Annotated in this window: 20 protein-coding genes and 3 pseudogenes; 16 read left to right on the top strand and 7 right to left on the bottom strand. The window is 39.3% G+C overall.

Annotated features, from left to right (window positions below; genetic code table 11):
* The first annotated feature begins 19 nt into the window (after positions 1-19).
* The 12 genes from BKE30_RS04830 (at position 20) to BKE30_RS04890 (ending at position 15,170) form a co-directional block, all read left to right on the top strand.
* Positions 20-889 (top strand): copper resistance D family protein, encoded by an 870-nt coding sequence (locus tag BKE30_RS04830; protein WP_076877530.1) that lies wholly within the window; start codon positions 20-22, stop codon positions 887-889.
* A 469-nt stretch (positions 890-1,358) separates the two neighbouring features.
* On the top strand, positions 1,359-1,553 hold the full coding sequence (locus BKE30_RS04835; RefSeq protein ID WP_004281879.1) for a heavy-metal-associated domain-containing protein: 195 nt from the start codon (positions 1,359-1,361) through the stop codon (positions 1,551-1,553).
* 178 nt (positions 1,554-1,731) lie between these two features.
* Entirely contained in the window at positions 1,732-4,209 is a 2,478-nt protein-coding gene (locus BKE30_RS04840) for a heavy metal translocating P-type ATPase (RefSeq protein WP_076877505.1), read from the top strand.
* A 272-nt stretch (positions 4,210-4,481) separates the two neighbouring features.
* Complete coding sequence (locus BKE30_RS04845; protein ID WP_004664005.1) at positions 4,482-4,928, top strand: hypothetical protein; 447 nt, start codon at positions 4,482-4,484, stop codon at positions 4,926-4,928.
* A 47-nt stretch (positions 4,929-4,975) separates the two neighbouring features.
* Positions 4,976-6,175, top strand: coding sequence for a TolC family protein (locus BKE30_RS04850; protein ID WP_004664008.1), 1,200 nt, complete (start codon positions 4,976-4,978; stop codon positions 6,173-6,175).
* An 11-nt stretch (positions 6,176-6,186) separates the two neighbouring features.
* A complete protein-coding gene (locus tag BKE30_RS04855) occupies positions 6,187-7,662 on the top strand; it encodes an efflux RND transporter periplasmic adaptor subunit (protein WP_076877506.1) in 1,476 nt (491 codons plus the stop codon).
* Positions 7,663-7,674: 12 nt separating this feature from the next.
* Positions 7,675-10,803, top strand: coding sequence for an efflux RND transporter permease subunit (locus tag BKE30_RS04860; protein ID WP_076877507.1), 3,129 nt, complete (start codon positions 7,675-7,677; stop codon positions 10,801-10,803).
* Between the two features lie 11 nt (positions 10,804-10,814).
* On the top strand, positions 10,815-11,153 hold the full coding sequence (locus BKE30_RS04865) for a hypothetical protein (protein ID WP_005403915.1): 339 nt from the start codon (positions 10,815-10,817) through the stop codon (positions 11,151-11,153).
* A 40-nt stretch (positions 11,154-11,193) separates the two neighbouring features.
* Positions 11,194-11,907, top strand: a complete 714-nt coding sequence (locus BKE30_RS04870) for a HupE/UreJ family protein (RefSeq protein ID WP_005403916.1) — start codon at positions 11,194-11,196, stop codon at positions 11,905-11,907.
* Positions 11,908-11,918: 11 nt separating this feature from the next.
* Positions 11,919-12,557, top strand: a complete 639-nt coding sequence (locus BKE30_RS04875) for a hypothetical protein (RefSeq protein WP_004761007.1) — start codon at positions 11,919-11,921, stop codon at positions 12,555-12,557.
* A gap of 81 nt (positions 12,558-12,638) precedes the next feature.
* On the top strand, positions 12,639-13,946 hold the full coding sequence (locus BKE30_RS04880) for an MFS transporter (protein ID WP_076877508.1): 1,308 nt from the start codon (positions 12,639-12,641) through the stop codon (positions 13,944-13,946).
* A 94-nt stretch (positions 13,947-14,040) separates the two neighbouring features.
* Positions 14,041-15,170, top strand: a protein-coding gene (locus tag BKE30_RS04890; protein ID WP_143253654.1) for an IS3-like element ISAcsp5 family transposase whose coding sequence is annotated in 2 segments (ribosomal slippage) — positions 14,041-14,293 and positions 14,293-15,170 — 1,131 coding nt in all. Because the reading frame shifts where the segments join, the coding sequence is not laid out codon by codon here.
* Positions 15,171-15,520: 350 nt separating this feature from the next.
* Here the strand turns inward: BKE30_RS04890 and BKE30_RS04895 are convergent.
* Positions 15,521-16,135 carry a thiol:disulfide interchange protein DsbA/DsbL gene (locus BKE30_RS04895; protein WP_004281881.1) on the bottom strand — a complete coding sequence of 205 codons (615 nt, stop codon included), beginning with the start codon at positions 16,133-16,135 and terminating at the stop codon, positions 15,521-15,523.
* 177 nt (positions 16,136-16,312) lie between these two features.
* Positions 16,313-16,452, bottom strand: a pseudogene (locus BKE30_RS16515) (cation diffusion facilitator family transporter); the annotation flags it as partial.
* A gap of 392 nt (positions 16,453-16,844) precedes the next feature.
* Between BKE30_RS16515 and BKE30_RS15820 the strand changes: the two are divergent.
* Positions 16,845-18,014 (top strand): annotated as a pseudogene (locus BKE30_RS15820) (IS3 family transposase).
* 16 nt (positions 18,015-18,030) lie between these two features.
* A pseudogene (locus BKE30_RS04915) lies at positions 18,031-18,249 on the top strand (integrase core domain-containing protein); the annotation flags it as partial.
* A 472-nt stretch (positions 18,250-18,721) separates the two neighbouring features.
* On the opposite strand, the gene BKE30_RS04920 reads toward BKE30_RS04915, so the two are convergent.
* The 4 genes from BKE30_RS04920 to BKE30_RS04940 form a co-directional block, all read right to left on the bottom strand.
* A complete protein-coding gene (locus tag BKE30_RS04920) occupies positions 18,722-20,017 on the bottom strand; it encodes an McrC family protein (RefSeq protein ID WP_076877510.1) in 1,296 nt (431 codons plus the stop codon).
* A gap of 12 nt (positions 20,018-20,029) precedes the next feature.
* Positions 20,030-22,942, bottom strand: a complete 2,913-nt coding sequence (locus BKE30_RS04925) for an McrB family protein (RefSeq protein ID WP_076877511.1) — start codon at positions 22,940-22,942, stop codon at positions 20,030-20,032.
* Between the two features lie 258 nt (positions 22,943-23,200).
* Positions 23,201-23,518, bottom strand: coding sequence for a hypothetical protein (locus BKE30_RS04935; protein ID WP_076877513.1), 318 nt, complete (start codon positions 23,516-23,518; stop codon positions 23,201-23,203).
* Positions 23,519-23,583: 65 nt separating this feature from the next.
* Positions 23,584-23,790 (bottom strand): hypothetical protein, encoded by a 207-nt coding sequence (locus tag BKE30_RS04940; RefSeq protein ID WP_076877514.1) that lies wholly within the window; start codon positions 23,788-23,790, stop codon positions 23,584-23,586.
* Positions 23,791-23,956: 166 nt separating this feature from the next.
* On the opposite strand from BKE30_RS04940, the gene BKE30_RS04945 reads away from it, so the two are divergent.
* Together BKE30_RS04945 and BKE30_RS04950 are read left to right on the top strand one after the other, a co-directional pair.
* The gene (locus tag BKE30_RS04945; protein WP_076877515.1) at positions 23,957-25,243 is read left to right on the top strand and encodes a type II toxin-antitoxin system HipA family toxin; all 1,287 of its coding nucleotides are present in this window, start codon (positions 23,957-23,959) and stop codon (positions 25,241-25,243) included.
* A gap of 13 nt (positions 25,244-25,256) precedes the next feature.
* Complete coding sequence (locus BKE30_RS04950) at positions 25,257-25,547, top strand: helix-turn-helix domain-containing protein (RefSeq protein ID WP_076877516.1); 291 nt, start codon at positions 25,257-25,259, stop codon at positions 25,545-25,547.
* Positions 25,548-25,634: 87 nt separating this feature from the next.
* Here BKE30_RS04950 and BKE30_RS04955 read toward each other — a convergent pair whose 3' ends face one another.
* Positions 25,635-26,378 carry a hypothetical protein gene (locus BKE30_RS04955; protein WP_076877517.1) on the bottom strand — a complete coding sequence of 248 codons (744 nt, stop codon included), beginning with the start codon at positions 26,376-26,378 and terminating at the stop codon, positions 25,635-25,637.
* Positions 26,379-26,750: the final 372 nt, after the last annotated feature.

A 26,750-nucleotide genomic window follows, 5' to 3' on the forward strand; every position in this document is an offset into this window, starting at 1 on the left:
CCACTCTTTTTTCAAGTCAATTCCTTATCCGCGATTCAGGTTAACTAAGGTTATTTTATATTTAAGTGTAGCTTTTGTCGTTGGTGGAGCCTTTTGCTATTTTTTACTTAGACAATATCTTGAACTAAAAGAATCGATTCTTAAATATATTACAATTGGCGCTGGATTAGGCCTAATTTCCAGTACCTTGGGATTTTTTATTCTGATTGGTAGTTTTGCCAATACTGGTATTACAGGGATGGTGGACCCCACGTATATTAATATATTGGTTAATACTCCGACGGGGTATATATACGTTCTTCGTTCTATTAGTTTTGCTCTTTTACTTCTTCTCATGGTGGTTAAACTTAACAGGAACAAAGGTCATTTTTCTATAATTGAAAGTTCAATATTTTGTGTTTTACTTCTCCCGATTATTTCTAGTTTTTCCCAGCTCGGACATGTCGCTAATTTAACCTTACTTGCTCAAATTTTATTATCAATCCATATTCTAGTTATGTCGTTATGGATGGGGTCTTTATATCCGTTATGGAAAACCAGCCGGGAAATAAGTGGTTTACCTTTAAAAGATCGCATGCATGTATTTGGACGTATTGCTGCTTTCATTGTTGGGATATTAATCGCCTGTGGCGCTAGTGTAGCTCTTCTTTTAATTAAAGATTTTAATACCTTAATCAATACTGCATATGGCTATGGTTTCATGGTTAAAATGTTTTTTGTTATAGGTATTCTACTTTTAGCTGCCTTCAACAAATGGTATTTCACCCCGCGTCTTCAACATCCTAAGTTCGCTAAACACCTTAGTCATGCCATTTTATTTGAGATGTTATTAGGTCTATCAATTCTATTAACAACAGGCTATATAACCACTGTCGTGGGTATTGAATAAGAGAATTTCAAAATAAGGGAATTGAGGAAATTTAACATTACTGCATTTATCTTTTGTAGCTGAGCAATAAAGTTTCTACTGGACTGCCAACTTACGACAATCAGAACAGTAAAATCGCATCATGAGGCATTATACATAAAGGTAGTCACCGGTTTTTAGCTTATCTTCAACCCATAACGGTCTCATCTATTCAGTTCACTACCATTGATTGAAATAACTAATCTTATAAATTTCAGAGTGATCGTAGATGACAAAAATGTCATTTTAAAGTCACATTAATGTTGGTTAAGTACTTTTACTGTAGTCATTAGAACACTCTTCTTTGGAATACTCTGAAGAAAACTGTAAGGTTGTAAACAGACCAAGTTACAGCGAGTAACTGATTCAGAAAAAGGCTGGTTGTATGGTGAAAGTTTAGAGTTACTGTTCTAATGTTTTCAACAAATGTTTTGTTAAAAAGGAGCAACATATGAAATTTCACATCGCTAATATGACTTGTGGTGGTTGTGCACGCGGCATTACTACCGCAATTAAAGAGCTCGACTCGAATGCCTCACTCGATATTGATTTACAAAACCGTATTGTTGAAATCAACACAACGGTGAGTCAGGATCAAGTCATTGCCACTCTCAGTGAGCGTGGATTTACAGCTGATCCTGCTTAATCTCTGTTAGAGTAACAGTGGGAATTCCTTACCACTTTTACTCTCTCTTATTTTCCTCATCGTACAGATAAAACCTGTACTTGCTTGAAATAAAAGTAATCCCTGAATTCCCCCTAATCTTGGTTCGAGCTGATCTTCGCATATAGAACTCAGCATATCTAAATGATAGAGATCGTATATGAGTACCGAAATGACTGATACGCCACACTACAGTGAAACATTAGAAATTGAGGGGATGACATGTGCTTCTTGTGTAGGCCGTGTGGAAAAAGCTTTAAAATCTGTTGAGGGTGTTGAATCGGCTCATGTAAATCTGGCTACCGAAAAAGCAGTCATTTATGCGCATCAACCACTTGACCGCGCTACTTTAATTAAAGCCGTAGAAAAAGCAGGCTACGAAGTGGAAGCGCTGCTACCAATAGAGCTTACGATTGAGGGTATGTCATGTGCTTCTTGTGTAGGTCGAGTAGAAAAGGCCTTAAAATCTGTTGAGGGTGTGGAATCAGCTCATGTAAATCTGGCTACTGAAAAAGCGACTATTCAGGCAAGCTCATCTGTCACTCGTGACTCGTTAATTCAGGCTGTCACCAAAGCAGGGTTTGAAGCAAAGTCAGTTCATCAAACTACGGAAAGCTTTCAAGATAAAAAAAATATTGAATTAGAAAAACTTAAAAAAGATTTAATTTTGTCAGTCTTATTGACTCTACCCGTTTTTATTTTAGAAATGGGATCACACCTGATTCCCGCCTTTCATACGTTTATGATGGATAACATTGGCCAACAAAATAGCTGGTTAATGCAATTTTTCTTGACCACAGTAGCATTAATTTTTCCAGGCCGACGCTTCTTCAAAAAGGGCATCCCAAGTTTATTCCGCTTAGCACCAGACATGAATTCCTTGGTGGCTGTAGGAACATTGGCTGCTTATCTTTATTCAGTGGTTGCTACTTTCTTTCCAAGTGTCCTGCCACAAGGCACGGTCAATGTTTATTATGAAGCTGCAGCGGTTATTATCACTTTAATTCTATTAGGTAGATTTTTTGAAGCCAAGGCAAAAGGCCGAACGTCTTTAGCAATTCAACATCTAGTTGGAATGCAGCCTAAAGTTGCCAGAATACAGCTCAATAATCAGGTGATAGAAGTTCAGATTGCCGAAGTTCAAACAGGAACGATTGTAGAGATTAGACCAGGCGAGCGTATCCCTGTCGATGGTGAAGTTATTCACGGCCAAAGTTTTATTGATGAATCCATGATTACTGGCGAGCCTATGCCCGTTGAAAAAACGATAGGCTCTACTGTGGTAGGAGGAACAATTAACCAAAGTGGCAGCTTAAATATCAAAGCCACCTCTGTTGGTAGTTCATCAGTGCTTTCTCAAATCATCCGAATGGTAGAGCAGGCCCAAGGCTCCAAGCTGCCGATTCAGGCATTGGTTGATAAAATTACCATGTGGTTTGTACCTGTAGTAATGGGTCTCTCTCTTTTAACTTTTATTACTTGGTTTATCTTCGGCCCTGAGCCAGCCCTAACGTTTAGCTTAGTTAATGCAGTTGCGGTACTCATTATTGCATGTCCTTGTGCAATGGGACTTGCAACACCTACATCAATCATGGTGGGAACTGGGCGTGGTGCTGAAATGGGTGTTTTATTCCGTAAAGGGGAAGCTTTGCAGCTGCTCAAAGAAACTAAAGTGGTTGCTGTTGATAAAACAGGGACCCTGACTGAAGGGAAACCAATTTTAACCGATCTGCATGTCTTAGAAGGGTTTGAATACAATGCCGTACTTTCACTTATGGCAGCCGTTGAATCAAAGTCTGAGCATCCTATTGCTCGAGCAATTGTACAAGCCGCTATAGATAAGGAATTAATCCTGTCTCCTGTTGCTGATTTTAAATCAGTGACTGGCTACGGAATAGAAGCGAAGGTTTCTGAGCATTTGGTTCATATTGGTGCAGATCGATATATGGAAAAACTAAGTTTGAATCCTAATGTTTTTTCTCAATTTTCGGATCGTTTGGGAGAAGAAGGAAAAACCCCTCTCTATGTTGCGATTGACCAGAAACTTGCTGCCATTATTGCTGTAGCAGATCCAATTAAAGAATCAACATTTGCTGCAATTGAAGCGTTACATCAGTTAGGTTTAAAGGTTGCCATGATTACAGGTGATAACCGTCATACAGCTCAAGCGATTGCAAAAAAACTAGGTATTGATGAGGTTATTGCAGAAGTCTTACCAGAAGGTAAAATAGAGGCCGTTAAAAAATTAAAAAATCAATATGGTAAACTCGCATATGTTGGAGATGGCATTAATGATGCCCCTGCACTTGCAGAAGCAGATATTGGTTTAGCAATAGGTACAGGTACAGACGTAGCTATTGAAGCTGCTGATGTGGTTTTGATGTCTGGCAACCTGAAAGGAGTGCCAAATGCTATCGCTTTAAGCAAAGCGACTATAACCAATATTCGTGAAAATTTATTTTGGGCATTTGTTTACAATGCAGCTCTGATTCCTATTGCAGCAGGTGTACTTTATCCGCAATTTGGACTGCTACTTTCTCCTGTATTTGCTGCTGGTGCAATGGCTCTCTCGTCAATATTTGTACTAGGAAATGCTTTACGATTAAAACGTTTTAAAGCCCCCCTTGCAATTATTTAACCCTTTTTTATATACATTTAAAGTTTTGTTGGCTTCACTTTATATATTTGGAAATGAGATCCTTATTACAGGCATAACAACAGTAGTGGGTATTGAATAAGATAATTCTAAAATAAGGTTGTTGAGGAATTCAAACATTAGAGTACTTATCTTTGGTAGCTTACTCATACTTTTTTCTAAAAATAATACAAATAGTTTTTATCTTAGGTAACAATTTACTTTTGAAGTTCTATTCAGTATGCTTTCTGCGAATCTCGAGATGATTTTTTCGTATGCCACATAATAAGTTCTCAAAACTTATTCTTGCGTTTGTCCTGTTTTTGTTTGCGATAACAACAACGGGAGCTTACAAATGGGCGCCAGTTATAGCTAAAAATCTTGATCATCATCATGATGTGACTATCTCAGTTGAAACAGACAGTTCCAGCCAATGGTCTCTTATTCATCATGCTGAAGAGCAAGTCTTAATAGAAGATACTAAAAATCACAACTGGACCAGTTATGATGAAGCACCTTTTCATCATTCTACTCCACCGGTTCAAGCTAAAGACCAAATGAGCATTGATCCAGTTTTTCTCTTGAGTTTTTCCCTCCCTCTCATTCTGCTTTTCCTGAGTCTTTTTGAACGACCCGTTCGATCCTATGCACTTAGGAAAAGGATAGAATATCTTTGTAATTCCTATATATTTACAAAAGGTTTAATTGTTCTAAGAAATTGATTTTTCTGTACAAAAAATAATTTCCATTTTTTTGTATAGGTAAAGTCATGTCTAAAAAATATCAGATATTTCTTGCCTGTGGTTTAGTAGCAGCAACGACTCGATTATTTGCAGCATCTGATTACGTTCAGCTACAACAACAGGTAATTTCAAACGATTCAATTTTGAAGAGTTTGCAACAGTCTCAAAACGCATATGCCATAAATCAGAAATATGCCGGTAGACTTAATAATCCTACGTTTAATCTTGAATTAGACAATTTAGGTAATTCAGACCTTAAAGATCTTGATGGGCCAACGACGATGATTGGTTTGTCTCAGGATATTCCTCTCAATAATAAACGCGCTTTGCGTAGGCAGTTGGCAGGGTTTCAAGGGAATAACAACCAATTTGAGGCATTGAAGCGTCAGGCAGAATTAAAAGCCGATTTTCGTGTTTGTATGGCAAATTGGTATGCGGCTTCAAAACGGGTAGAAATTTATTCTACCGAAAGCAAGATGAACGCGAGACAAGCCCATGTTCTGAATGAAAAATTGAAGTTTGGTAGAGTTATTCCATCTGATGTTCAATTGAGTTCAGCTTTATCGTCTGAATCAAAACTACGTTATCAGAACGAAGTGAAGAAAGTTCAATTTCAAAAAAATCTGTGTTCCAAATTCATATCTGTATTACCTGATCAAGCAATTGAAGTTCCTTTAAGCATTAACTTTGCGGATAAAGTGAGCTTATCTGAACAAGACGCCTTGCTTAAAACTCAACTGGCTAAAACCCAGTATGAATTAGCTAAAAAAGAAGCCGTGCCAGATATTACGCTGGGTTTAGGAGTAAGGAACTATCAGGAAACCAACGACAAAGTATTCCTGGTTTCTACATCAATTCCATTAACTGTTTTTAATCGAAATAAGGGGAAAATTGCACTTGCGCAAGCTGAGCAAGTGCATGCAGAAACTCGTTCTATTCTCGTAAACCGTAACTCCAAAATTGAATTAGAAAATAAGTCTATTGAAGTATCCAACCTGATTGATTCGATCAAAAACTATGATCAGTCGATACTTCCTGCTACCAAAGAAAGTTTGAGAATTGCTGAAATGGGCTATCAGGCAGGAAAAATCTCTTTACTTGAATTCAATAGTATTAAGCAAATTTGGTTGGATAAACATCTCGCTCGATTCGATTTGTGGTTGGCTTTGCAAAATCAAATTGCAGAGGTTGAACGAAATTATGTGACCAATTTAGATCAAGAATAAGGCCTGAAAATATGAATAAACTAACCAATACTTTAATTACTACAGGTGTTATCGCTTTATTAGTCATTTTATGTGCAATCGCTTGGTACAAAACGGGTAATAAAGCCGAAACTTCAAGTCATAGTGAAGGGGCTGAAGAAAAAGTTGCTGTAGTAGGAGATGAAAAAGGCCCGCATGGGGGCCGTTTATATCGCGATGGTGATTTTGCTGCTGAAGTCAAAATCTTCGAGGAAGGGGTAGAGCCTCATTTACGGGTGTATGGCTACTTTAAAGATAAGCCATTAAAACCAGAAGAGATTAATGCCAATATTTTTATCAAGCGTCTTGATGCAGAACAAACCATCTCATTTAAGCCTGAAAGTGATTACTTGATTGGGAATGAAATTGTCTATGAGCCACATTCATTCTTGATGGTGATCAATGTTGATTATCAAGGTAAAAAACATACTTGGAAATGGGATACCAAAGAGGGACGAGTCACTATGCTTGATAGCAGTATCAAGAGCAGTGGTTTGGAACTTTTAAAAGTTGAACGCATGATGTTTGAAAATGCACTCGAACTCAAAGGTGAACTGAAATTTCCTGATAATTTTGAAAGTTTTATTACCCCTAAAGCGAGCGGAACATTAATAAAAACGTACCGTTCAATTGGCGATCAAGTGAATCAGGGGGATCTTTTGGCGACTGTACAAAGTCCAGATTTAATTCGTCTTAATGCGGAACGTACTCTTGCATTGGATATCTTACAATTTGCCCGTAAAAAGATGGAGCAGGAACGAGCTTTATTCCAAAAGCGTGTTTCACCTGAAATTGATTACATCAATGCCAAACGTGAATTTGAAAATGCTCAGACTAGGGCTAATGAACTCAATAGTTTAATCAGCTCTTATGGAGGTGCGGGTAATGGAACAATTGAAGTCAGAGCCGCAATGTCAGGTACGATTTTACAAGTGCTTGGAGCAGTTGGTTCTAATGTAACGCCATCATCTCCATTGTTCAAAATTGCCAATACATCTCAACTTCTTGCTGTGGTCAATGTGCCAGCAGATAAATTGGATGCCATTAATCCAAACAATAAAGTAACTGTTAAGCCTCAAACTCAAACAGGCACAGAAGAAGCGTTGGGACGTCTCAAATATATCAGTGATGTGATTGATCCAAAAACACGAACTGCGCAAGTCTTTATTGAAATTCCAAACCAGTTTAAATGGCGTTCAGGGCAGTTAATCACTGCACAAATCTTTGAAAACCAGAGCATGAAACCGATGGTTGTCCGTGAAGATGCTTTGCAAAACTTCCGTGATTGGGATGTGGTGTTTATTCGTGTCGGGAATGACTTTGAAGCACGTCCTCTAGAGTTAGGCGATAAATTTAATGGTTTTGTTGAAGTTAAATCTGGTCTAAAAGCAGGGCAGATTTATGCAGCAGGTAATTCTTATTTATTAAAAGCAGAGCTGGGTAAATCTGGCGCTACTCATGATCATTAAGGAGTAGCGTTTATGTTTGACCAAATTGTAAAGCTCTCGATAAAGAATCGTTGGCTGGTACTGATCATTTTCCTATTCATAGGGGCATTTGGCGTTTACAACTATTTTAAACTGCCAATTGATGCTGTACCCGATATTACCAACGTACAAGTTCAAATTAACAGTGAGGCCCAGGGCTTATCTCCAACCGAGATGGAGTCCCAGGTCACCTACCCAATTGAAACGGCTTTGGCTGGTATTCCTAATCTGGACTATACCCGATCAGTATCCAGATACGGCTTATCTCAAGTGACTGCGATTTTTAAGGAAGGCACGGACATTTACTTTGCCCGTCAGCTAGTGAATGAAAAGTTGCAAGGGGTTACACCAAGTCTCCCCGGGGGTATATCGACTTCTATGGGTCCTGTTTCTACAGGACTTGGCGAAATCTTCATGTACACGGTGGAAAATGCAAAAAACAACCCGACTCCACTTTCACCGACTGAATTGCGAACACTTCAGGATTGGGTGATCAAGCTTCAGCTTCGAAATGTCGAAGGTGTGAATGAAATCAATACGATTGGTGGCTATTTAAAACAATTTGTTGTACAGCCCGACTATGCGTATTTACGAAGTATTGGTCTAGATCAAAAGACTATTTTGGATGCTATTTCTAAAAATAGCATGAATAAAGGTTCAGGCTATATTGAGAAGAATGGTGAGCAGTACTTGATACGTTCTGATTCTCAAATCAGTTCGATTGAGCAAATTCAGAATATTCCGATCACCACAAGCAATGGTTATATCTTGCGTTTAAAAGATGTAGCTAAGATTTCTATTGGACACGAACTCCGTACAGGCGCTGCAACAAAAGATGGCCAGGAAATTGTGCTGGGTACAGCTTTTATGCTGATTGGAGAAAACTCGCGAAATGTTGCTCATGCGGTAGATCAAAAGTTACAAAAAGTCCAAGAGTCATTGCCAGAAGGTGTTGAGGCAAAAGCAGTTTATAACCGTACAACCTTGGTTGATGCGACGATAGACACGGTGAAGAAAAACCTTCTAGAAGGTGCAATCCTCGTTATTGTCGTTCTTTTCTTATTTCTTGGACATTTCCGTGCAGCGCTCATCACTGCGATGGTGATTCCTTTATCAATGCTCATGACCATTACAGGCATGGTGAATCAACGAATCAGTGCAAACTTAATGAGTTTAGGTGCGCTAGATTTCGGGATCATTGTCGATGGTGCTGTCGTCATTGTTGAAGCTTCACTTGCAAAATTAGCGATGAAGCAGAAAGAATTAGGACGAATACTCACCCGTCAAGAACGATTCACGACGGTTTTTGAAGCGACTAAGGAATCACGAAAAGCCATTCTCTATGGTCAGTTGATCATCATCTTGGTGTATCTGCCTGTCATGACGCTTACTGGTGTTGAAGGCAAGATGTTTACACCGATGGCAGCTACAGTTGTTATGGCTCTCGTGGCTGCAATGGTTCTTTCGATTACTTTTGTTCCTGCAATGGTGGCTTTGGTCACGACAGGCGAAATTAAGGAAGAGGAATCGAAGATTGTTCATTTCATTAAGAAAGTTTATAGCCCAATTTTAGATTGGTCTTTGAGTCATCGTTATAAGCTGATCGCGTTCGTAGCAATTTTCTTTGTATTCAGTGCGAGTCTTTCAACTCGTTTAGGTTCCGAATTTATTCCCTCATTAGATGAAGGTGATGTGGCATTACATGCACTTCGAATTCCTGGAACTTCTTTAACTCAAGCTGTTGAAATGCAGTATGCGCTTGAAAAAGAAATCGTCAAAATTCCTGAAGTGAAAACCATGTTTGCCAAAGTGGGGACAGCTGAAATTGCGACTGACCCAGTTCCACCAAACGTCGCTGATAATTTTGTGATATTGAAACCACGTAGCGAATGGCCGAATCCTGACAAGGAAAAATCAGCTGTCGTTGCCGATATTGAACGTGTGGCAAAAGGCGTTTATGGCAACAACTATGAGTTCACTCAGCCGATTCAAATGCGTTTTAACGAACTGATTTCAGGTGTCCGTACAGATGTTGCAGTGAAGATTTATGGTGATGATTTAGATCAGTTGCTTGAATCTGCAAATGCTGCAGCGAAAATTTTAGAAGGTGTGAATGGAACAGCCGACTTAAAAGTTGAACAGATGAGTGGGCTTCCAATGGTCTCTGTTGAACTTAAAAAAGACATGATCGCCAACTACGGTCTTGATGCTGAAGATGTACAAAAGCAAGTATCCAGTCTGATTACGGGGCAAACAGCAGGTAAGGTTTTTGAGGGAGATCGTAAGTTCGATATTGTTGTGCGGATGGATCAAAACTCAGTAACTGACCTGGAAAAACTGTATCAAATTCCTGTCAGTTTGCCTGATGGTTCAAGTGTATTGTTGTCCGAATTGATTGAATTGAAGAATATTCAAGGACCAAACCAAATTTCTCGTGAAAATGGTAAACGTCGTATTGTGATCACGGCAAACGTGCGTGGTACTGATATCGGTAGTTACATTGCTGATGCACAATCAAAATTAAACTCTGATTTCCAAATGCCAGAAGGTTACTGGCTCACTTGGGGCGGTACTTTTGAACAAATGGAGTCAGCCTCTAATCGACTTATGATTGTTGTACCCATCGCTTTGATTTTGATATTTGCAATGATTTATATGGCCTTAGGCAATATCAGAAATAGTGTGCTGGTCTTTACTGGTGTGCCTTTTGCATTAACGGGTGGCGTCATTGCTTTAGCCCTCCGTGATATTCCTTTCTCTATCTCGGCTGCTGTTGGTTTTATTGCTTTATCGGGTGTTGCAGTACTCAATGGTTTGGTACTCGTATCGGCCATTCAGAGATTGCGTGATCAGGGTGAAGGGCTGATTGATGCAGTAAAACATGGTGCATTAGAACGTTTGCGGCCAGTGCTGATTACTGCACTGGTTGCCTCTTTGGGCTTTATCCCTATGGCTTTAAACGTGGGGATTGGTTCAGAAGTACAGCGTCCAATTGCAACCGTTGTTATAGGGGGAATTATTTCCTCAACGCTACTTACCTTGATTATTCTGCCCACCCTGTATGTTTGGTTTAACCAAGCTCTTCAGAAAAAATCTGACGATTTCGCTGAGCAGAAAGGGTAGAGAAGTTCAATATGATGGCAATAGTGCAAGATTCAAAAATGAGATATGTGATGATGTGGCTGGTTTGCATCATCAGTCTTGCACTATGTCTGCATTTTAACGAGCATGCGACTGAAAACCGCTTTCAAGAGCATGCCTATGTAGATGTGATTCATACTCATCATCATGAGGTAAATCAGCAACATTCACATCATCATCAAGATACCTATTACGAACATTTTTCTAATGTTGCATCTCTCAAAGAAATAGCACTCATCTTGCTTCTGTTAGGTGCGCAAATATTTGACCGTACGAAGAAATACGCTCTATTGCTTGCAAGTCGTATTTTTAAACCTCCAAAAAAATCATGAGTTTTTTGAACCATTTTTTAATTTTTGGAGTTTGATTTAGATGCAAATTATTGATTCACATTATGTGAAACTCAAAACCTATTTAAAGCTGTTGATTGCTTTATGTATGGTCTTGATAAGTCCTGCACTTTTTGCTCATGGAGTTGCAGAGGGTGACAAAGGCTATATACAGGAAATCTACGGTGTTCATGTGATCCCCTTTATTTATCTGGGCGCCAAACACATGGTTACAGGTTATGACCATTTATTATTTCTGGTCGGTATTATTTTCTTCTTATACCGTATGAAAGATATTGGTTTGTATGTCAGCCTGTTCGCCATCGGTCACTCAGTTACCATGCTGATAGGGGTGTATTACAACATTTCGATGAATGCATACATTATTGATGCAATCATTGGTTTTTCTATTGTTTATAAAGCTTTAGATAATTTAGGTGCTTATCAGCGCTGGTTTGGATTCCAGCCCAATACAAAAATTGCCACGCTGATTTTTGGTTTGATTCACGGCTTTGGTTTAGCTGTAAAAATTCAGGAATATGAAGTGCCAGATGATGGCCTGCTTGCGAATCTGATCTCATTCAACATCGGGGTCGAATTAGGGCAACTCATGGCATTAGCCATCATTTTACTGCTTATGACGATGTGGAGAAAAACCCCTTATTTCTTCAGAACAGCATATCAAAGCAATGTCTTCTTGATGTTCCTTGGTTTTCTACTTGTTGGCTACCAACTCACTGGCTTCATTACTCAATAAGGATCTAAATTATGTTTAACGCTGAAATTCCAAAAGATGTTGAATTACCCTCTTCAAAGAAACTGATTAAATCCACTGTGGTTGCTGCGGTGAGTGCCGTTGTTGTTCTTGTGACTTGTGTAATGCCAGCCGAATACGCTATTGACCCTACTGGTGTAGGTAAAGTTTTGGGTTTAACCAAAATGGGGGAAATCAAGCAATCTTTAGCGGCTGAATCAGAGAATGGAATGGGAGAGACCCCTCAGATCCCTTCAGTAAATACTGCTAATAGTTCGGTTGCTCAGGCTGCTGTAACAAATGATAGCTCAAATACAATGCCCGCTATTAAGAAAGAATCGATCTCTATCGAATTAAAACCTAACCAGGCAACTGAAGTTAAGTTGGCTATGCCTAAAGATGCAAGTGTAAGCTTTGATTGGAAATCTTCAGGTGGTGGTCTGAACTATGACACGCATGGCGATCCTGTAAATGCGCCAAAAGACTTTTATCATGGTTACGGTAAAGGTAAAAATGAAACTGAGCAATCTGGAACATTAACCGCAGCCTTTGATGGTAAGCATGGTTGGTTCTGGCGTAATCGTACTGAAAGTACAGTAACGGTCACTTTAAACGTAGAAGGTCAATTCAGTGAAATGAAGAAGGTCTTCTAAGTTTTAATCAATCTCCTTGGACTAAACTCCAAGGAGATTCTAATTAGCATAAATATTAGGTTCTAAATAGGAGTCCCTAAAATGCTAGAAGTTTTAAAAAATACAACATATCGGCATTTGTTCTTAGCCCAAGTCATTGCTTTGATTGGTACGGGACTCATTACTATTGCTCTAGCTTTACAGGCTTATGACATCGCAAAAGGGCAGGCAGCGCAGGTCCTGGGTATTGCCTTGGCAATTAAAATGATTGCTTATATTGGGGTCGCACCCATTGCTTCCGCATTTGCTGAAAGATTACCGAGAAAAAAAGTTTTGGTGGGCTTAGATGTCATTCGAGCTTTAACCGCATTGTGTCTGCCTTTCGTGACTCAAATCTGGCAAATCTATATTTTGATTTTTATTCTACAGTCTGCTTCAGCCGCTTTTACCCCAACATTCCAGGCCATGATCCCGGAAGTTTTACCCATAGAAGAAGAGTATACAAAGGCTTTATCTCTGTCTCGTTTAGCCTACGATCTGGAAAACATTATAAGCCCGATGCTTGCAGGTTTATTACTCACAGTGATGAGTTATCACAACTTGTTTTTGGGAACTGTGGTTGGATTTATCGGTTCAGCATTATTTGTAGTCAGTGCAAAATTACCAAATGCGAAAATGCCGGAGTTTATCGGGGTATATAACCGGATCAAACAAGGCGCAAAAATATATTTCAGAACACCTCGTTTAAAAGCATTGTTAGCTTTAAATCTCGCTATTGCTTCAGCCAGTGCAGTCGTTATCGTAAATACAGTCGTTCTTGTTCAAACGACCTTTGGCTTGACGGAAAAAGCGACGACATGGGCATTTGGTTTATTTGGATTAGGCTCAATGCTTGCTGCATTTGCATTGCCAAAAATATTAGATAAATTGAATGATAGAGCTGTCATGCTTTCAGGGACTGTGGTTCTCGTCGTTGGATTACTGAGTGGCTACTTTATTTCTACCTATGCTTGGTTATTAGCACTTTGGTTTATATTAGGCATTGGTTATTCGGTTTCTCAAACACCCACTGGACGTCTTATTAGAAAGTCTGCCTCAAGTGAAAACCGGGCAGCACTATTTGCAGCTCAATTTGCATTTTCCCATGCTTGTTGGTTAATCACTTATCCATTAGTGGGCTGGTTAAGTACAAACTTTGGAACATTGATTACTTTTGTGCCTATGGCATTCATTGCCCTCGTATCCATGGTCGTCGCATTTGTTACCTGGCCAAGAAAAGATGATTTAATTCTAGAGCATACTCATCCTGATTTACCGCAGGACCACGAGCATTTATTGCAGCACAATCATAAAGGTAAGCATGAGCATGAATTTATGATTGATAGATATCACCAGCATTGGCCTAAATAGTGGCTTTGATGTGGGTATAGGATTTTAGACCACGCATATAAGTGATAATCTACTCCCCAATAAGCATGGCAAATGCTTGTTTTTGGAGTCAACCATGACACGAAGAAAACGTCGTAATCATTCAGCAGAGTTTAAAGTTAAAGTTGCTCTCGCAGCAATTAAAGGCGACCACACACTCGCTGAACTTTCTACTCAATTCGATTTACATCAAAACCAAATCATCGATTGGAAAAATCAACTGCTTGAGCAATCAGTCAATATTTTTTCACGACCAACAGCACAACAAGAACCAGAGATTGACCTCAAAGCTCTACATGCCAAGATAGGACATCAGGCATTGCAAATTGATTTTTTAGAAGGTGCGCTCAGAAAAATAGGGCAGCTGAGCGGCAAAAAATGATCGATAAGACCCATCAACTTTCGGTACGACAACAATCGCAATTGATTCAAATCAATCGCAGTACGTTGTATTACAAGCCCAAAGAGATTTCATCAACTGATTTGAGTTTGATGCGTCTGATCGATGAAATTCATCTCGACTACCCATTTATGGGCAGTCGAATGATACGAGATATGCTACAGCGTCAAGGGCATCAAATAGGTCGGCGTAAAGTCCGACGTTTAATGCGCTTGATGGGAATACATGCCTTGTATCCAAAACCCAATACCAGTAAGCCTAATCTTGCACACCGTATTTTCCCATATCTGTTGAAAAACATGGTCATCGATCACTCTAATCAAGTCTGGTGTACAGATATCACATACATTCCTATGGCTAAAGGCTTTGTCTATCTGTGTGCAATTATAGATTGGCATAGTCGTAAAGTACTGGCTCATCGAGTATCGATCAGTATGGAAACAGACTTTTGCATAGATGCGTTGCAAGAAGCAATTGTGAAATATGGTTGTCCTGAGGTGTTTAATACAGACCAAGGCAGTCAATTCACAAGTGAGGCATTTTTGAATGAGTTAAAATTTCGAAATATCCGTATCAGTATGGATGGGAAAGGACGGTGGAGAGATAATGTGATGATTGAGCGGTTATGGCGCAGCGTGAAGCATGAGGAAGTCTATTTGAAGGCTTACGATACGGTTAAACAAGCGAAACAATCAATTGCTGAATATTTGGATTTTTATAACATGATACGTCCTCATTCAAGTTTGAATAAGGCAACACCGGATGAATTTTATGATCAACATTTACTAAAAGTAATGGCAGCATAATTTAAATATTTAGAGCGGATTTATCACTTATAAAACTGAATTGAGTGGTCTAATTAACGGAACCACATTAATTCTGCGTGTTGAAATAGAAAGGAAAATTCATTTTCTGAATGAAGATATCGGGTATGAACTGGTAAAGATACAATCCACGATTCATATTCAATCCCATGACTTTAAAGCGCAAAGCGTGTTGCAGATGCAGCTCTTATTCCGAGGAATTTTACACTGGTATCGCCCGCCGATAGAAACACCAGATCCGGCAGTCAGGACGTAAATAACCATTCCTCCAGTTTAAATAAAAAAACCTGCAGATTCGATGCAGGTTTTTTTTAGAGATAATCAATCGCGTCTTATTTGGCTTTACGCTCTTTTTCAATCAGGTAATTCACTACCTGAATTACTTTGGCATCATTGCCCTGCACAATATATTTACCATTCACGGTCACCGCTGGTACACCGCTTAACTGATATTGAGCAGTCAAATTTTTTGCCTGAGCAATTTTTGACGAAATCGGGAATGATTTATAAGTCGTGTTAAATTTCTCTTCAGAAATACCATAACGGGTATAGAACTTGGCCAATTGTGCCTGTTCTAAAATTGGACGCTGCTTGTCATGAATATCATGGAATAACTGTAAATGTGCTTTTTGACGCACACCCAGGGCTTCTGAAACATAATAAGCACGTGCAGCCTGTTCCCAAAGCGGGTTCATTGCAGCAGGTGTACGTACAAAACGGATATCTTTGGGTAATTTTTTCAACCAGTCCTGCATATGCGGTTCCAACGTGAAACAGTGACCACAGCCATACCAGAAGAATTCACGTACCTCAATTTTGCCCGGTTTTTCGACTTTGACTGGTTTTGCGACCACCTGATAGTCCTGACCTGCCACAAAATTGGCCATAGCATTGCCTGAAAAGGCCAAAACAGATGCGGCAACAGCTCCTAAAAGGAATTTTTTCATTGGGATTATCGTCCTCTAAATCATTATGCTTAGTGTATGGGTTCACTATAAATCAATTATGCCGGTTCCGTTTTCATGCTGCAAACTTTTGTGCTATCAGAACCGCTACATTAAAGTATGCGACTGATTTTAAGTCAGTTAATATGGCCATTCGACCGCTATGTGTTTTTAGATAATCACAAAAGTTAAACTTTGAGTAATAAAAACGGTTATAATTTCTACGATTAAAACGTAGTGGTCAAACCTACAGTAAATATTAGCTTCTTACTATTCTCTTCAGTAACAGCCGCGTGGCTCTGAGAATGATCTTCTGACATACAATAGTTTCCTTATTCTATTTACGATTAGCTGAGAGACTTGAGTAAGCCTCAATATTTCTGCTAAAAATTGCTTACTATAATTGGTCAAGAAGCTTTCTTTTCATTTATCCACCGGGACAATATTGGTAATAAAACCAACATAAGAAGGGTTGATGAGATAATTCCTCCAATAACCACATTTGCTAGTGGGCACTTTACTTCTTTCTCCAATTCCAATGCCTCCCTAACTAATTAGAGAGTTTTAAGCATTATTACATGAATCTTTCCAGTACTATTGTTGCAAATATACTAAGTTGCATATTTATTCCTGCCTATGTATAGGAGCTGAATAGCCACCGATTTTGTAGACACCTTTTAGTTAGATAAAATGGCTAATTAACGAGGTGCTTATGAGCAGTAAACGATACCCTGAAGAATTCAAAATTGAAGCAGTAAAGCAAGTTACCGAGAAAGGCCATAGTGTGGCCGAGGTTGCTACACGTTTAGGAACTACCACTCATAGTCTGTATGCTTGGATTAAACGTTATGATCCACAGCAACCTAAGACAACAGAATCTAATGATCCAAGTGCAGAATTAGCAAAATTAAAAAAAGAGCTGCAAAGGGTCATCGAAGAAAGGGACATCTTAAAGTGAAAGCACTGCTTTCACGCCGCTTCGCAAGCCAGTCCAAATGAGGTACGCCTTTATTCAGGACAACCAGCATATATGGCCTGTTCGTCGTTTATGTTCAACTCTAGATGTTCATCATAGTGGTTATTATGCATGGCTAAAGCAGCCTATCAGCAAGTCAGCCCAGAAAAGGCAACAGCTTTCAGGACTGATTAAACAGTTTTGGCTAGAATCTGGCGGAGTCTACGGCTATCGCAAGATTCACTTTGATCTGAAGGATTTTGGTGAAAGCTGTGGGATTAATCGAGTACATCGGCTGATGAAAGCAGATGGACTGAAATCACAGCGTGGCTATCGTAAACCTAGAGCTCATGTAGGTACTCCATCTGTTATTGCCGCAAATACTTTAGATCGACAGTTTAACCCAACTCATCCCAACCAACTGTGGGTCACTGATATTACTTATATTCGTACTCATGAGGGATGGCTGTATCTTGCAGTTGTAATTGACCTATTTTCTCGTCTTGTTGTTGGATGGTCGATGAAATCAAGAATCACGACAGACCTGGTTTTAGATGCATTACTAATGGCTTTGTGGCGAAGGAATCCAAAGAATAAGGTGCTGATCCATTCTGACCAAGGTAGCCAATACACCAGCCATGAATGGCAGACATTTCTCAAGCATCATAATCTTGAAAGCAGTATGAGTCGACGACTTGCGCAGTATACTGCTCATGCCATGATAATGCTGTTGCCGAGAGTTTCTTTCAGTTGTTAAAACGAGAGAGAATCAAGAGGAAAATATATTCATCAAGAACTGAAGCAAGATCCGATATCTTTGAATATATTGAGATGTTCTACAATTCAAAACGCAGACATGGTTCCAATGGTCAGCGTTCTCCATTAGATTATGAAAAGGCCCATCAAAAGATGGTTATATGTGTCTAGAATTTTGGTGGCTATTCAGAGAACCATTAAGCATGTATTTAGTCAACCAGGCAATCCACAGCAAAATACTTATGTTGAACGTTTTAATCGAACAGTACGATATGAGTGCTTGACTCAGCAGTTATTTCTAGATATTGAGGATGTTCAGAACTGTACAACCGCATGGCAGTACTTTTATAATCATGAACGACCTCATATGTCAATTGATGGTAGACCACCTAATTTTAAACAATAATAAGGGCTTAGAGATTTCTACTTATTGACTCGATTAATAATGGGGGTATTACCGATAAGCTTTGAAAACGTATCACTCTCAAGCTAAACAATAATGGGAATAAGCATGGGAATGTAGATTTAGTATCAAACAATAATTTGATTTCGTTCTCATTCGATATCTTTTGTTCTAACTGAATACTTTTGACTTCAAACATGCTGAACTTCATGAACTAAAATTTAGGTCAACATATCATATTTTTGCTTAGGAGTTTTATTTATATAAGTTATTGATATTAGGTAAGAGAAGTACAACTATGAAGTTAATGGATAGTGTATTATATTTAACATAAGATATATTATACGACATTAAATATTGTACCAAAAATTTGAGCAGTGTCTTAAAGCTCAAATTTAATTTACGCTTAAAGTTTTTGCATGCTAACGTGATTGAGTACTTTTTTGGCAATTGCAAAAATGGCTTAATATTCAGATCAGCTGACATCACAATAACATTGAGCATGGAATTTGTGTGGCTCGTCTAAATTAAAAGGTACAACCCGAAGTCTTGCCTCCGTCGTATTTCTAAATAAAAAATCCTCCAATGGGTAGTCAAATTTGTCTGCTCTATATGGATAAACCAACATCACCTCACTTTCATGCTTAAGATAAAAGTGGCTATAAGCAAACATTTGCTGAATGTCACTATCCTTTAAACCATAGCGTCCATATCGATCACTTTGATTAATAAGTTTCCATTTTGTGTCCATTACAATCGGCTTTGCATTTGGACGCTCAATAAAAATATCAGGTTTCAACTTAAAAATTTTACTTTGACGGTGCTCACAAATATGTTCAGTCGCATGTTGCGTTTTAATGTTATATTCTGGCAAACCACGACGCAGATGATAAGCCACATAATATTCAAACAGCTTTTCCATCGGAAACAGTAAGCTCATTCCACGCCATTCACCCTGTGTAGACACAGGCATATATTCGCCCAGAATCAGCTCTGTCCAAGGCTTAATCTCCTCATAGAGCGCAAGTAAGCGTCCAGATTGCCATTGTCTCAAATCCTGCCTGATATTCTGACTTCGTGGTATTTCAATGGTCATTAAACGCAGTTCTTGAGCAAGCTTCCAATTGTTTGCATCTTTGGTCTTTTTACAAACCACTTCTAACGCGGTGCGAATCAAACGATTTTCAGGACGATTTACTTCATATACATCATGTTCAATTGGAAAAACATGCTTCTTTGCAGGCGGCTGACGCATGTACTTAATATGTTGTAATTGCCCACGTAAAAACTTTTGTTCCTCTTGCACACGGTTATAGTCAAAACGTAGACCACATTGCACCAAATGCTCAAATGAAGCCAGGAACTGAGTAATAATCCATTCATGTAAAGGTTGTTTAAACCGGTTTAAATTAGCACTCCCTGCTTCTCTATAGGGTAAATGCAAGGATACACTCAGCATTTTTTGCAGAAGTTTACGCTCTGCTAAAATAATCTCCTGGCCACTCGTACCATTTAGGTCCAGATGCTTAGGTAATATTTCTATACGGGTACCACACGGTGTTTCAATTACCCCCACATATTGGTCTAGCTTTAGCTTTCTACGTCCGGCAAGTTCAAATACTTTCGCTCCGTGTTTAGAAAATGATGCTGCAATTTCACACAGATGCTCAAATGCTTTTTCGGGAATATAAGCATGTTCCAAACTGGAATCGGGACAATCTTTATAAGCTACGCTGATGAAGGCATATTCTCGGACAGTAAAATCAGGCATATAGATCTTTGATTAATGACGAATAATTTTGGTATAGGTTTCAATTGCATTAAACGCTGTCTCTACCAGTGACCATGTTTTTCGCTCTTCATGGAAACCTTCCGATTCTGCCTCAACATTTGGGAATATTGCCGAACGCACAACGGGTTGAGACATAATCATTCCATTATCATTTAAAACCATATTGATCTTTGACCAATCATCAAAGAAGTACTCCTGTAGCTGCGGAATGATTTTTTGTTTAAAGATCGAAGCTAAATGCTCAAGTGTTGACTGTTCTTTCAAACTCATAAAGTTAGCATGACCCAGACAATGATCACGATCTAACAACACCTGTATACGCTGATTGATGACCTTTAATAATTCACTAATGTTCAATCCATCAACTGAGATATGATCTAGTAACTCTGGCTTCGGTGGCATTTCAATAAAAGTAAAGCGACGGCGCAAAGCAATGTCTAAACCTGTTAAGGAACGGTCTGATGAGTTCATTGTGCCAATAATGTAGACATTACTTGGTACAGAAAACTCTTCTTTTGAGTATGGCAGCATTACAGATAACTCTTCTTCAGAATCTTGGCGTTTTGAATCTTCAATCAGAGTAATTAGTTCACCAAAGATACGGGAAATATTGCCTCGGTTAATTTCATCAATGATAAGAACATACGGTTTTACTTGTTCAATAGAGCTTGCAAATTCAACTTCTGAACGTAGAGACTTTGCAATTGCCCATTCATAACTTTTTTGATCCACAATAATATCACTTTGTATCTTCAAGTAGTTACGCATATGCCTAATAGACAATGGGATATTACTACCTGTAGATGTAAGTGCGAATAAAGTGCCTACTGAATTACTTGATACTTTAATTTCTGCACCGCGTTTAGTATGAAAAATCATTTCCGCTGTTTTAGCCTGAGTAATGAGTTTATCAATCGCACTATTAATACTCGCCTCAATTGGTGCTAGTGCATTATTGTGCTTCGCGTCTATTTCTGTTTGGGCATCTTCACAGATTTCCTTAAATACACCTGATTGAACATGATAGGTTAATGTCCCCTTCGCATCAGTTTGGGCACGAATCCCTTCCACAAAATCCTCATAACTAAAGCTTTGATGGAAAGTCACAAATTTAATGTGCCCTTCTTTTTTAAATTGATCAAATCGATCTTTTAAGTTCTTTCTTCCACCTGGTTGTTTTTCCTGCTTTTCAATTTCAGTTAATTTTTTGTTTTCTAAAATTGCTAAAGCATGGTTGATGGTATTGTAAGTTTTACCTGTACCTGCAGCACCAAATAAAATACGGTTTAAAGGTTGTTGAGTCATGACATTATCCATTAATGCTTCAGTTTGCTGTTTCTTGTGTTTATTATCTAAGTAGCCTTTTCTGACCATGGCAAAAAGTTTTTCTACATATGGGAAAAATGCTTGTTCGCCATGATCTTTCAATAAAATAGGCAAAAACTCTGGTAATGGCGTTTTTACATAGGCGTTATAGCCAATCCTTTTTATGTTTGTTTCGCCTACTAGAGGAATCACACAAGGATTACTAAAGTCCTGATATAAGAACGCAATCATCCATTTCAGACCTTCAGTGAACTGAATTTGGTCAATTGCATTTAAATCACGGCGCTGAATAGCATCTACTATATCAAGTATTTCCTGCTTAATATTTTGGAAAGCCTCTTCAGGGGTATCCCCCAATCGTTTATGCCAAGAATACGGTTTCTCGTTATGATATTTATTACTGTTACCTAGCGCCACAGATTCCCAAATATCAAAATAACAAGACATTGTGGCACCTTGTGCCGGATCAAAACTGTCAATCTGTGCAATAAAACAATTTGTATTTTTCGCTTGATGATAATTTTGTATGGATAAATTGTTTAAGCGTTCAATTGGCCAAATTTTTAAAAATTGCTGTACCTTTTTTTCGAGTGCCGTGGTCTGATCATCACTTTGTTCATACCATTCACAAAGCTTTTCTAAATCATTGAGAGTACTTAGAATAATCGAATATGCTTTATTACCCAACATCAATGATTTTGCATCTGTGGACAAATGATGATGCCGCGGATCATCTTCTGAATAGACTTTTTTAATTGATAATTTAAGTTTTACTGGTGGCTCTGCATCACAGAAAATGACAGGCGTTTTTGCTTTTGGATCTAATGCTAACTCTCGACCTTGAGGCGTCTTGAACGCTGCTATATGTGTCGTACTGGTGTACGTATCTGGATATCGATCATTCAGATAATCAACAGCATTTTTTGCATTAAAATCTGTTGCTACTTTCTCGGCATATATGTCCCACAAAAACATATTCAACCAGAACTGATCCGTTTGAGCTGATTCTAGTTCATCTTTAAATATCTGTCTTATTTCATGAACCAGATATACATTCTGGACGTACCAATTCTTTTCTCTGACTTCTTGAGAAAAATCTATTATGTTTTGAGTGGTTAAATACTCAACAAATTGATGAAATTTATTTTGATCAACAATTGTTGAAACCTCTAAAGTACATGAAGCACAGGCTCGATTGAATAATAAAGGTCGCTTAGTACTGCCTAATTGAGTGAGTAATTGCCCACCATAACTATGCAGTGCTTTATATGTCTCTTCATTAGGTTGTTGAATGAGTTTTTCTATAACATTCAGAAACTCAACATCCCGAATAATCTTATCAAATACTTCATTTGCGAGATTTGATTGTCCTTTAGACGCAACCCCATTTGCATCATTCTTTAGAAACTCACTCAAAAACTCAAGATCACTCTGGGTACTAAATTTATAACCATTATCTAGCCTTTGTTTTATTTCCTGTACCTTATTGAAAGTACTTTCATAATCTTTTCGCCAACTTTTTCCATCACCAGATTCAATATACTCATTGAACCATTGTTTAATGATTGCTGTGTTCACTCGACCCTCTCTATAGTGGGATAGGTTACGGCAAGTGAGGCACCGCTTCGCGCATCTTCAGTGCCTGCCCTAGTTACAATCAGCCTACCCATCATATCAGTCAAGGAAAAGCTCGCCCATTGCTCTGCTTTCTCATAATCTTTTGCGGAATCCTCAAGAACTAACGCATAAGAAGAATTTGCAAATAGAATTAGTAAGCCTACTAGTAAACTTTTCAACATCATTGCTCTCCTTGCTATAACCAATATTTATCTGCGATTAAGATGTCCATAATTTATAATCTTTCATTTTTACTGATTCAATTAAATGTAATATTCCTAAATAGCCAAAATAGATAAAAATCCCCCACATTACTAAAAACATTATAGTCCCAACTATGCCCATAATAGGATTTTCTAAGTATGGGCCGCTCCACAACATGTAAAGACCAATGCATGGCACTGCGAAAGCAAAAATAGAAAAGCTGGTGACAACCAATAATCTAACCATTGGGCTATGTGTAATCAGAAACCCCAGCATCACAAGTATAGCGCCGCCCACTACTAGCTCACCCACACTATAAATAAAGTCATTCATTAATTCTTACTCTCTATAGCTTTCTTAAAATCAGGCGCACGTTCTGGCGTCATGCCATCACCCCACTATGATGTGCGGTCAAATTTACGTTCTGCCTTGCGTTTTTGTTCTTCGCGATAACCTGGTGCAATCATATCCTGAAGATGATCAAAGAATATCGCATTGGTTGCCACTTTGGTGTACCACAAATTCTGCGCAGGTGTTTTACCTTTAATAGTCTTATATATTTCATTTCCTGTAGTGGTTTCTGTGCCGTTGGCAAGCTGGGTCATATTACCAATCGTTGCACCAGTTAAGGTCTGTGCATTAATATCTAATTACCTTCCAAAGCGAATGATATATTGTCGAGTAAATTGACTTGTTTCACCCATTTTAAATATCTATTAAAATACTATAATATGCTCAAGTAAGCCATCAATTCACTATTATAATAGCACTATGAATACTTTCTGTACGATACAGTTGTTTAAAGACCAGCATTGGCAGGATGCAGCTATCGTTGAGCTATTGGGCAATATTCATCAGGGTTGGCAGGCCGCAACACGGGTGGATTATCTGCTGGATTATGCCTTACAGGAATTGGACCGTCAGGATGCTGCAGCCTTAAGCTGGGCAGTGCGTGTCAGTATCGACAGTCATTATTATCCAACATGGCCGCCATTCCTAATGGACTTGTTGCCCCAGGGTTATGGCCGCATTGAATTACTCAAGCATTTAGGCCTGCCAGAAACTGCGGAGCAGTCAGCTGACTGGTCATTACTGATAGCAGGTGCGGCCAATCCAATTGGCCATTTACGCATTAAGGAAGCCTGGGAATTAGTCCAGCATCAGACTCCGGTACATCAGGGCTTTAGCAAAGCAGAGATCATTGCCCGGGGTGAGCAGTTTATTGAGAGTCTGGCAAGTCATGGCCTGTTCGTATCGGGATCGTCAGGGGTGCAAGGTGAGTGGCCAAAGCTGCTCCTTACCGAAGCCAAAGATGGTTTGTTTTATCTGGACCATAGCCTGCCCGACAGTGAAGCCAAACAGCACTGGCTGGTTAAGTTTGGCCGAGGTAGTGATGCACAGTTGGCCAAGATTTTAAAGCATGAAGCCATTTATATGAGTCTGGCCCAGTTTCTAGGCCTGCGGGTTCATGGTTGTTTAGAATTACAGGACCGCACCCTATTTGTACCACGCTTTGACCGGACGGTAAGTCGCATTGGCGTGGAACGGCATGCGCAGGAAAGCCTTGCGGTACTGTGCAACCAGGTCGGGTTTGGCGTTCGCCTTAGCCATAACCAGATTTGTCAGGTTCTGGCCCGGACCTGCACTCAGCCTGAGCAGGAAATCATTGAGTACCTCAAACGGGATATGGCCAATGTGGCCTTGGGCAATAAGGACAATCATTTGCGCAATACCGCCATATTTCGCGACTGGAATGGGCAAGTCAGGCTGACACCGCTGTTTGACTTCGTGCCGATGTGGCTACATCCTGAAGGCATTGCCCGCACGATCCGCTGGGAGCGTGATGATCATGGTGCACCCAGCTGGGCCTCCGTGATCCGGCAGGTGCTGGAAGTGACCAACGTTAAAGAGGATATTCTTAAAGCAGCGCTGAAACAAACCCTGCCCTGCTATCAGCAACTAGAAGCCAAAATGCTGGAAGAACAGGTGGATCAGGAAATTATTGACAATAGCCACTACCGGATATATAGCATTTGCCAGCAACTGGCCGAGCTATAATTAGGAGAGCAGCATGGACAAACGCTTTACTCCGCTCGCACCGGTTGACCAGGTGCAAAAACGCCAGGCGGTCATTGCAACGATCCGGCAAAACCCGGACTGGACCATTCATCAAATCAGCCGTTATATCCGTACTGAGCTACGGCTAACCCTGCCGGAAATGGCAAAGATCTGTAAGGTATCGATTCAAACCTTACAAAAGATCGAGGCTGAACAGGGTAACCCGACCTTACAGACGGTTGAGAAAATCCTGAAGCCCTTTGGTTTTAAATTGCAGATTGTTTATGCGAAAGATAATCAGTAGGGCCTGTTCATTCTGATCAAGCAGAGCCCCAAATATTATCAGCTAATGCTTTAAACAGCCAATACTGATGAGTCGCAAAAACTGGCGTTAATCAACTTCTTCAGCAACATTGCCAGTTTCTTCCAGTGAATCACTCATGTCACTGGCCATCGCTGAAGCCTCGTTTGCTGCCGATGCGGCCGCTGAAGATGCAGCGGCGGCAGCGGCAGTGGCAGCATCGGCAGCAGCGTCACTGTAGCTGCTATAGTCCGGTTGAACAGATGCTGCTACGGGCTCTGCTTTTTTAGGCACATCTTTCATTAGTGTGGGTTCAGGCAGGGGGGATAATTGCTTCGTCAAATAGAGTGACTGGTTGATATTGGGCAGGCTGCTATTGATAAATGAAACCAACTGCTTTTTAACCAGCGCATACATTGCTGTTTCAGGCTGAAAATCAACTGTTTTTTCATCAATTTTTAAATCAAAGTTTGGCTGGGTGGTGGTTTGATAAATGACATGGGTTGAATAATGCAGGGTCGTTGGCTTAACAAATTGCATTTCGCTATACATCAAATCTTTATTTTTAGCCACGATTTGCTTGATCGCATGGTCAAACTTGTCACTGGCTTCATTTAAAGGCGTTTGTTCAAGTAAGGTCCAACTTTCACCATCTTCATTTTCAGCAGTAATTTCAACCACTACTTTTTCATGAATCACTGACCCTAAATTCACTGCTCCCGAGTCCAGCTGAACCACATTTTTAAAAACATCTTTTTTTACCAAGAAACAGGCTAAAACAGTGGCTGCAAGAATAAACAAGCCTAATATCAGGCTGGCACGGACCTCTTTCATCAATGACCCCTAATGTTTATAAAATAACGATTTAAACGCTTAATTTTTCAGCTATCCTAAAGCTTAAGTGGTCATTTCCGACATACTTGTTAACATAAGAAATAACATAAGCTAAAATCATAATGGAGTCTTCATCAATAACGCAATAACAATTCATGGGGTTAAATAGATTGTAAGCTTTTGATTGATCTATTTTTTTCATCCAAGATTACCGTGTTAAGCCTAGTGAACCAACTTTTTAACTATGTTGTTAAAATGTTAACCGAGTTAATTTTTGTAAGGTTTACTTATTGTTTTGTGATCAACTTAAAATTATGCTTATTCAATAAATACTTTTAAAACATAGCTTGAGTTAAGAAATAATTGAAAGTT

Source organism: Alkanindiges hydrocarboniclasticus, assembly GCF_001982605.1.
Classification (GTDB): domain Bacteria; phylum Pseudomonadota; class Gammaproteobacteria; order Pseudomonadales; family Moraxellaceae; genus Alkanindiges; species Alkanindiges hydrocarboniclasticus.

Bases quoted from the DNA above. Each gene is read 5' to 3' on its own strand.
- BKE30_RS04835 (WP_004281879.1), top strand. From the start codon at position 1,359: ATGAAATTTCACATCGCTAATATGACTTGTGGTGGTTGTGCACGCGGC.
- BKE30_RS04840 (WP_076877505.1), top strand. From the start codon at position 1,732: ATGAGTACCGAAATGACTGATACGCCACACTACAGTGAAACATTAGAA.
- BKE30_RS04845 (WP_004664005.1), top strand. From the start codon at position 4,482: ATGCCACATAATAAGTTCTCAAAACTTATTCTTGCGTTTGTCCTGTTT.
- BKE30_RS04850 (WP_004664008.1), top strand. From the start codon at position 4,976: ATGTCTAAAAAATATCAGATATTTCTTGCCTGTGGTTTAGTAGCAGCA.
- BKE30_RS04855 (WP_076877506.1), top strand. From the start codon at position 6,187: ATGAATAAACTAACCAATACTTTAATTACTACAGGTGTTATCGCTTTA.
- BKE30_RS04860 (WP_076877507.1), top strand. From the start codon at position 7,675: ATGTTTGACCAAATTGTAAAGCTCTCGATAAAGAATCGTTGGCTGGTA.
- BKE30_RS04865 (WP_005403915.1), top strand. From the start codon at position 10,815: ATGATGGCAATAGTGCAAGATTCAAAAATGAGATATGTGATGATGTGG.
- BKE30_RS04870 (WP_005403916.1), top strand. From the start codon at position 11,194: ATGCAAATTATTGATTCACATTATGTGAAACTCAAAACCTATTTAAAG.
- BKE30_RS04875 (WP_004761007.1), top strand. From the start codon at position 11,919: ATGTTTAACGCTGAAATTCCAAAAGATGTTGAATTACCCTCTTCAAAG.
- BKE30_RS04880 (WP_076877508.1), top strand. From the start codon at position 12,639: ATGCTAGAAGTTTTAAAAAATACAACATATCGGCATTTGTTCTTAGCC.
- BKE30_RS04895 (WP_004281881.1), bottom strand. From the start codon at position 16,135: ATGAAAAAATTCCTTTTAGGAGCTGTTGCCGCATCTGTTTTGGCCTTT.
- BKE30_RS04920 (WP_076877510.1), bottom strand. From the start codon at position 20,017: ATGCCTGATTTTACTGTCCGAGAATATGCCTTCATCAGCGTAGCTTAT.
- BKE30_RS04935 (WP_076877513.1), bottom strand. From the start codon at position 23,518: ATGAATGACTTTATTTATAGTGTGGGTGAGCTAGTAGTGGGCGGCGCT.
- BKE30_RS04940 (WP_076877514.1), bottom strand. From the start codon at position 23,790: ATGACCCAGCTTGCCAACGGCACAGAAACCACTACAGGAAATGAAATA.
- BKE30_RS04945 (WP_076877515.1), top strand. From the start codon at position 23,957: ATGAATACTTTCTGTACGATACAGTTGTTTAAAGACCAGCATTGGCAG.
- BKE30_RS04950 (WP_076877516.1), top strand. From the start codon at position 25,257: ATGGACAAACGCTTTACTCCGCTCGCACCGGTTGACCAGGTGCAAAAA.
- BKE30_RS04955 (WP_076877517.1), bottom strand. From the start codon at position 26,378: ATGAAAGAGGTCCGTGCCAGCCTGATATTAGGCTTGTTTATTCTTGCA.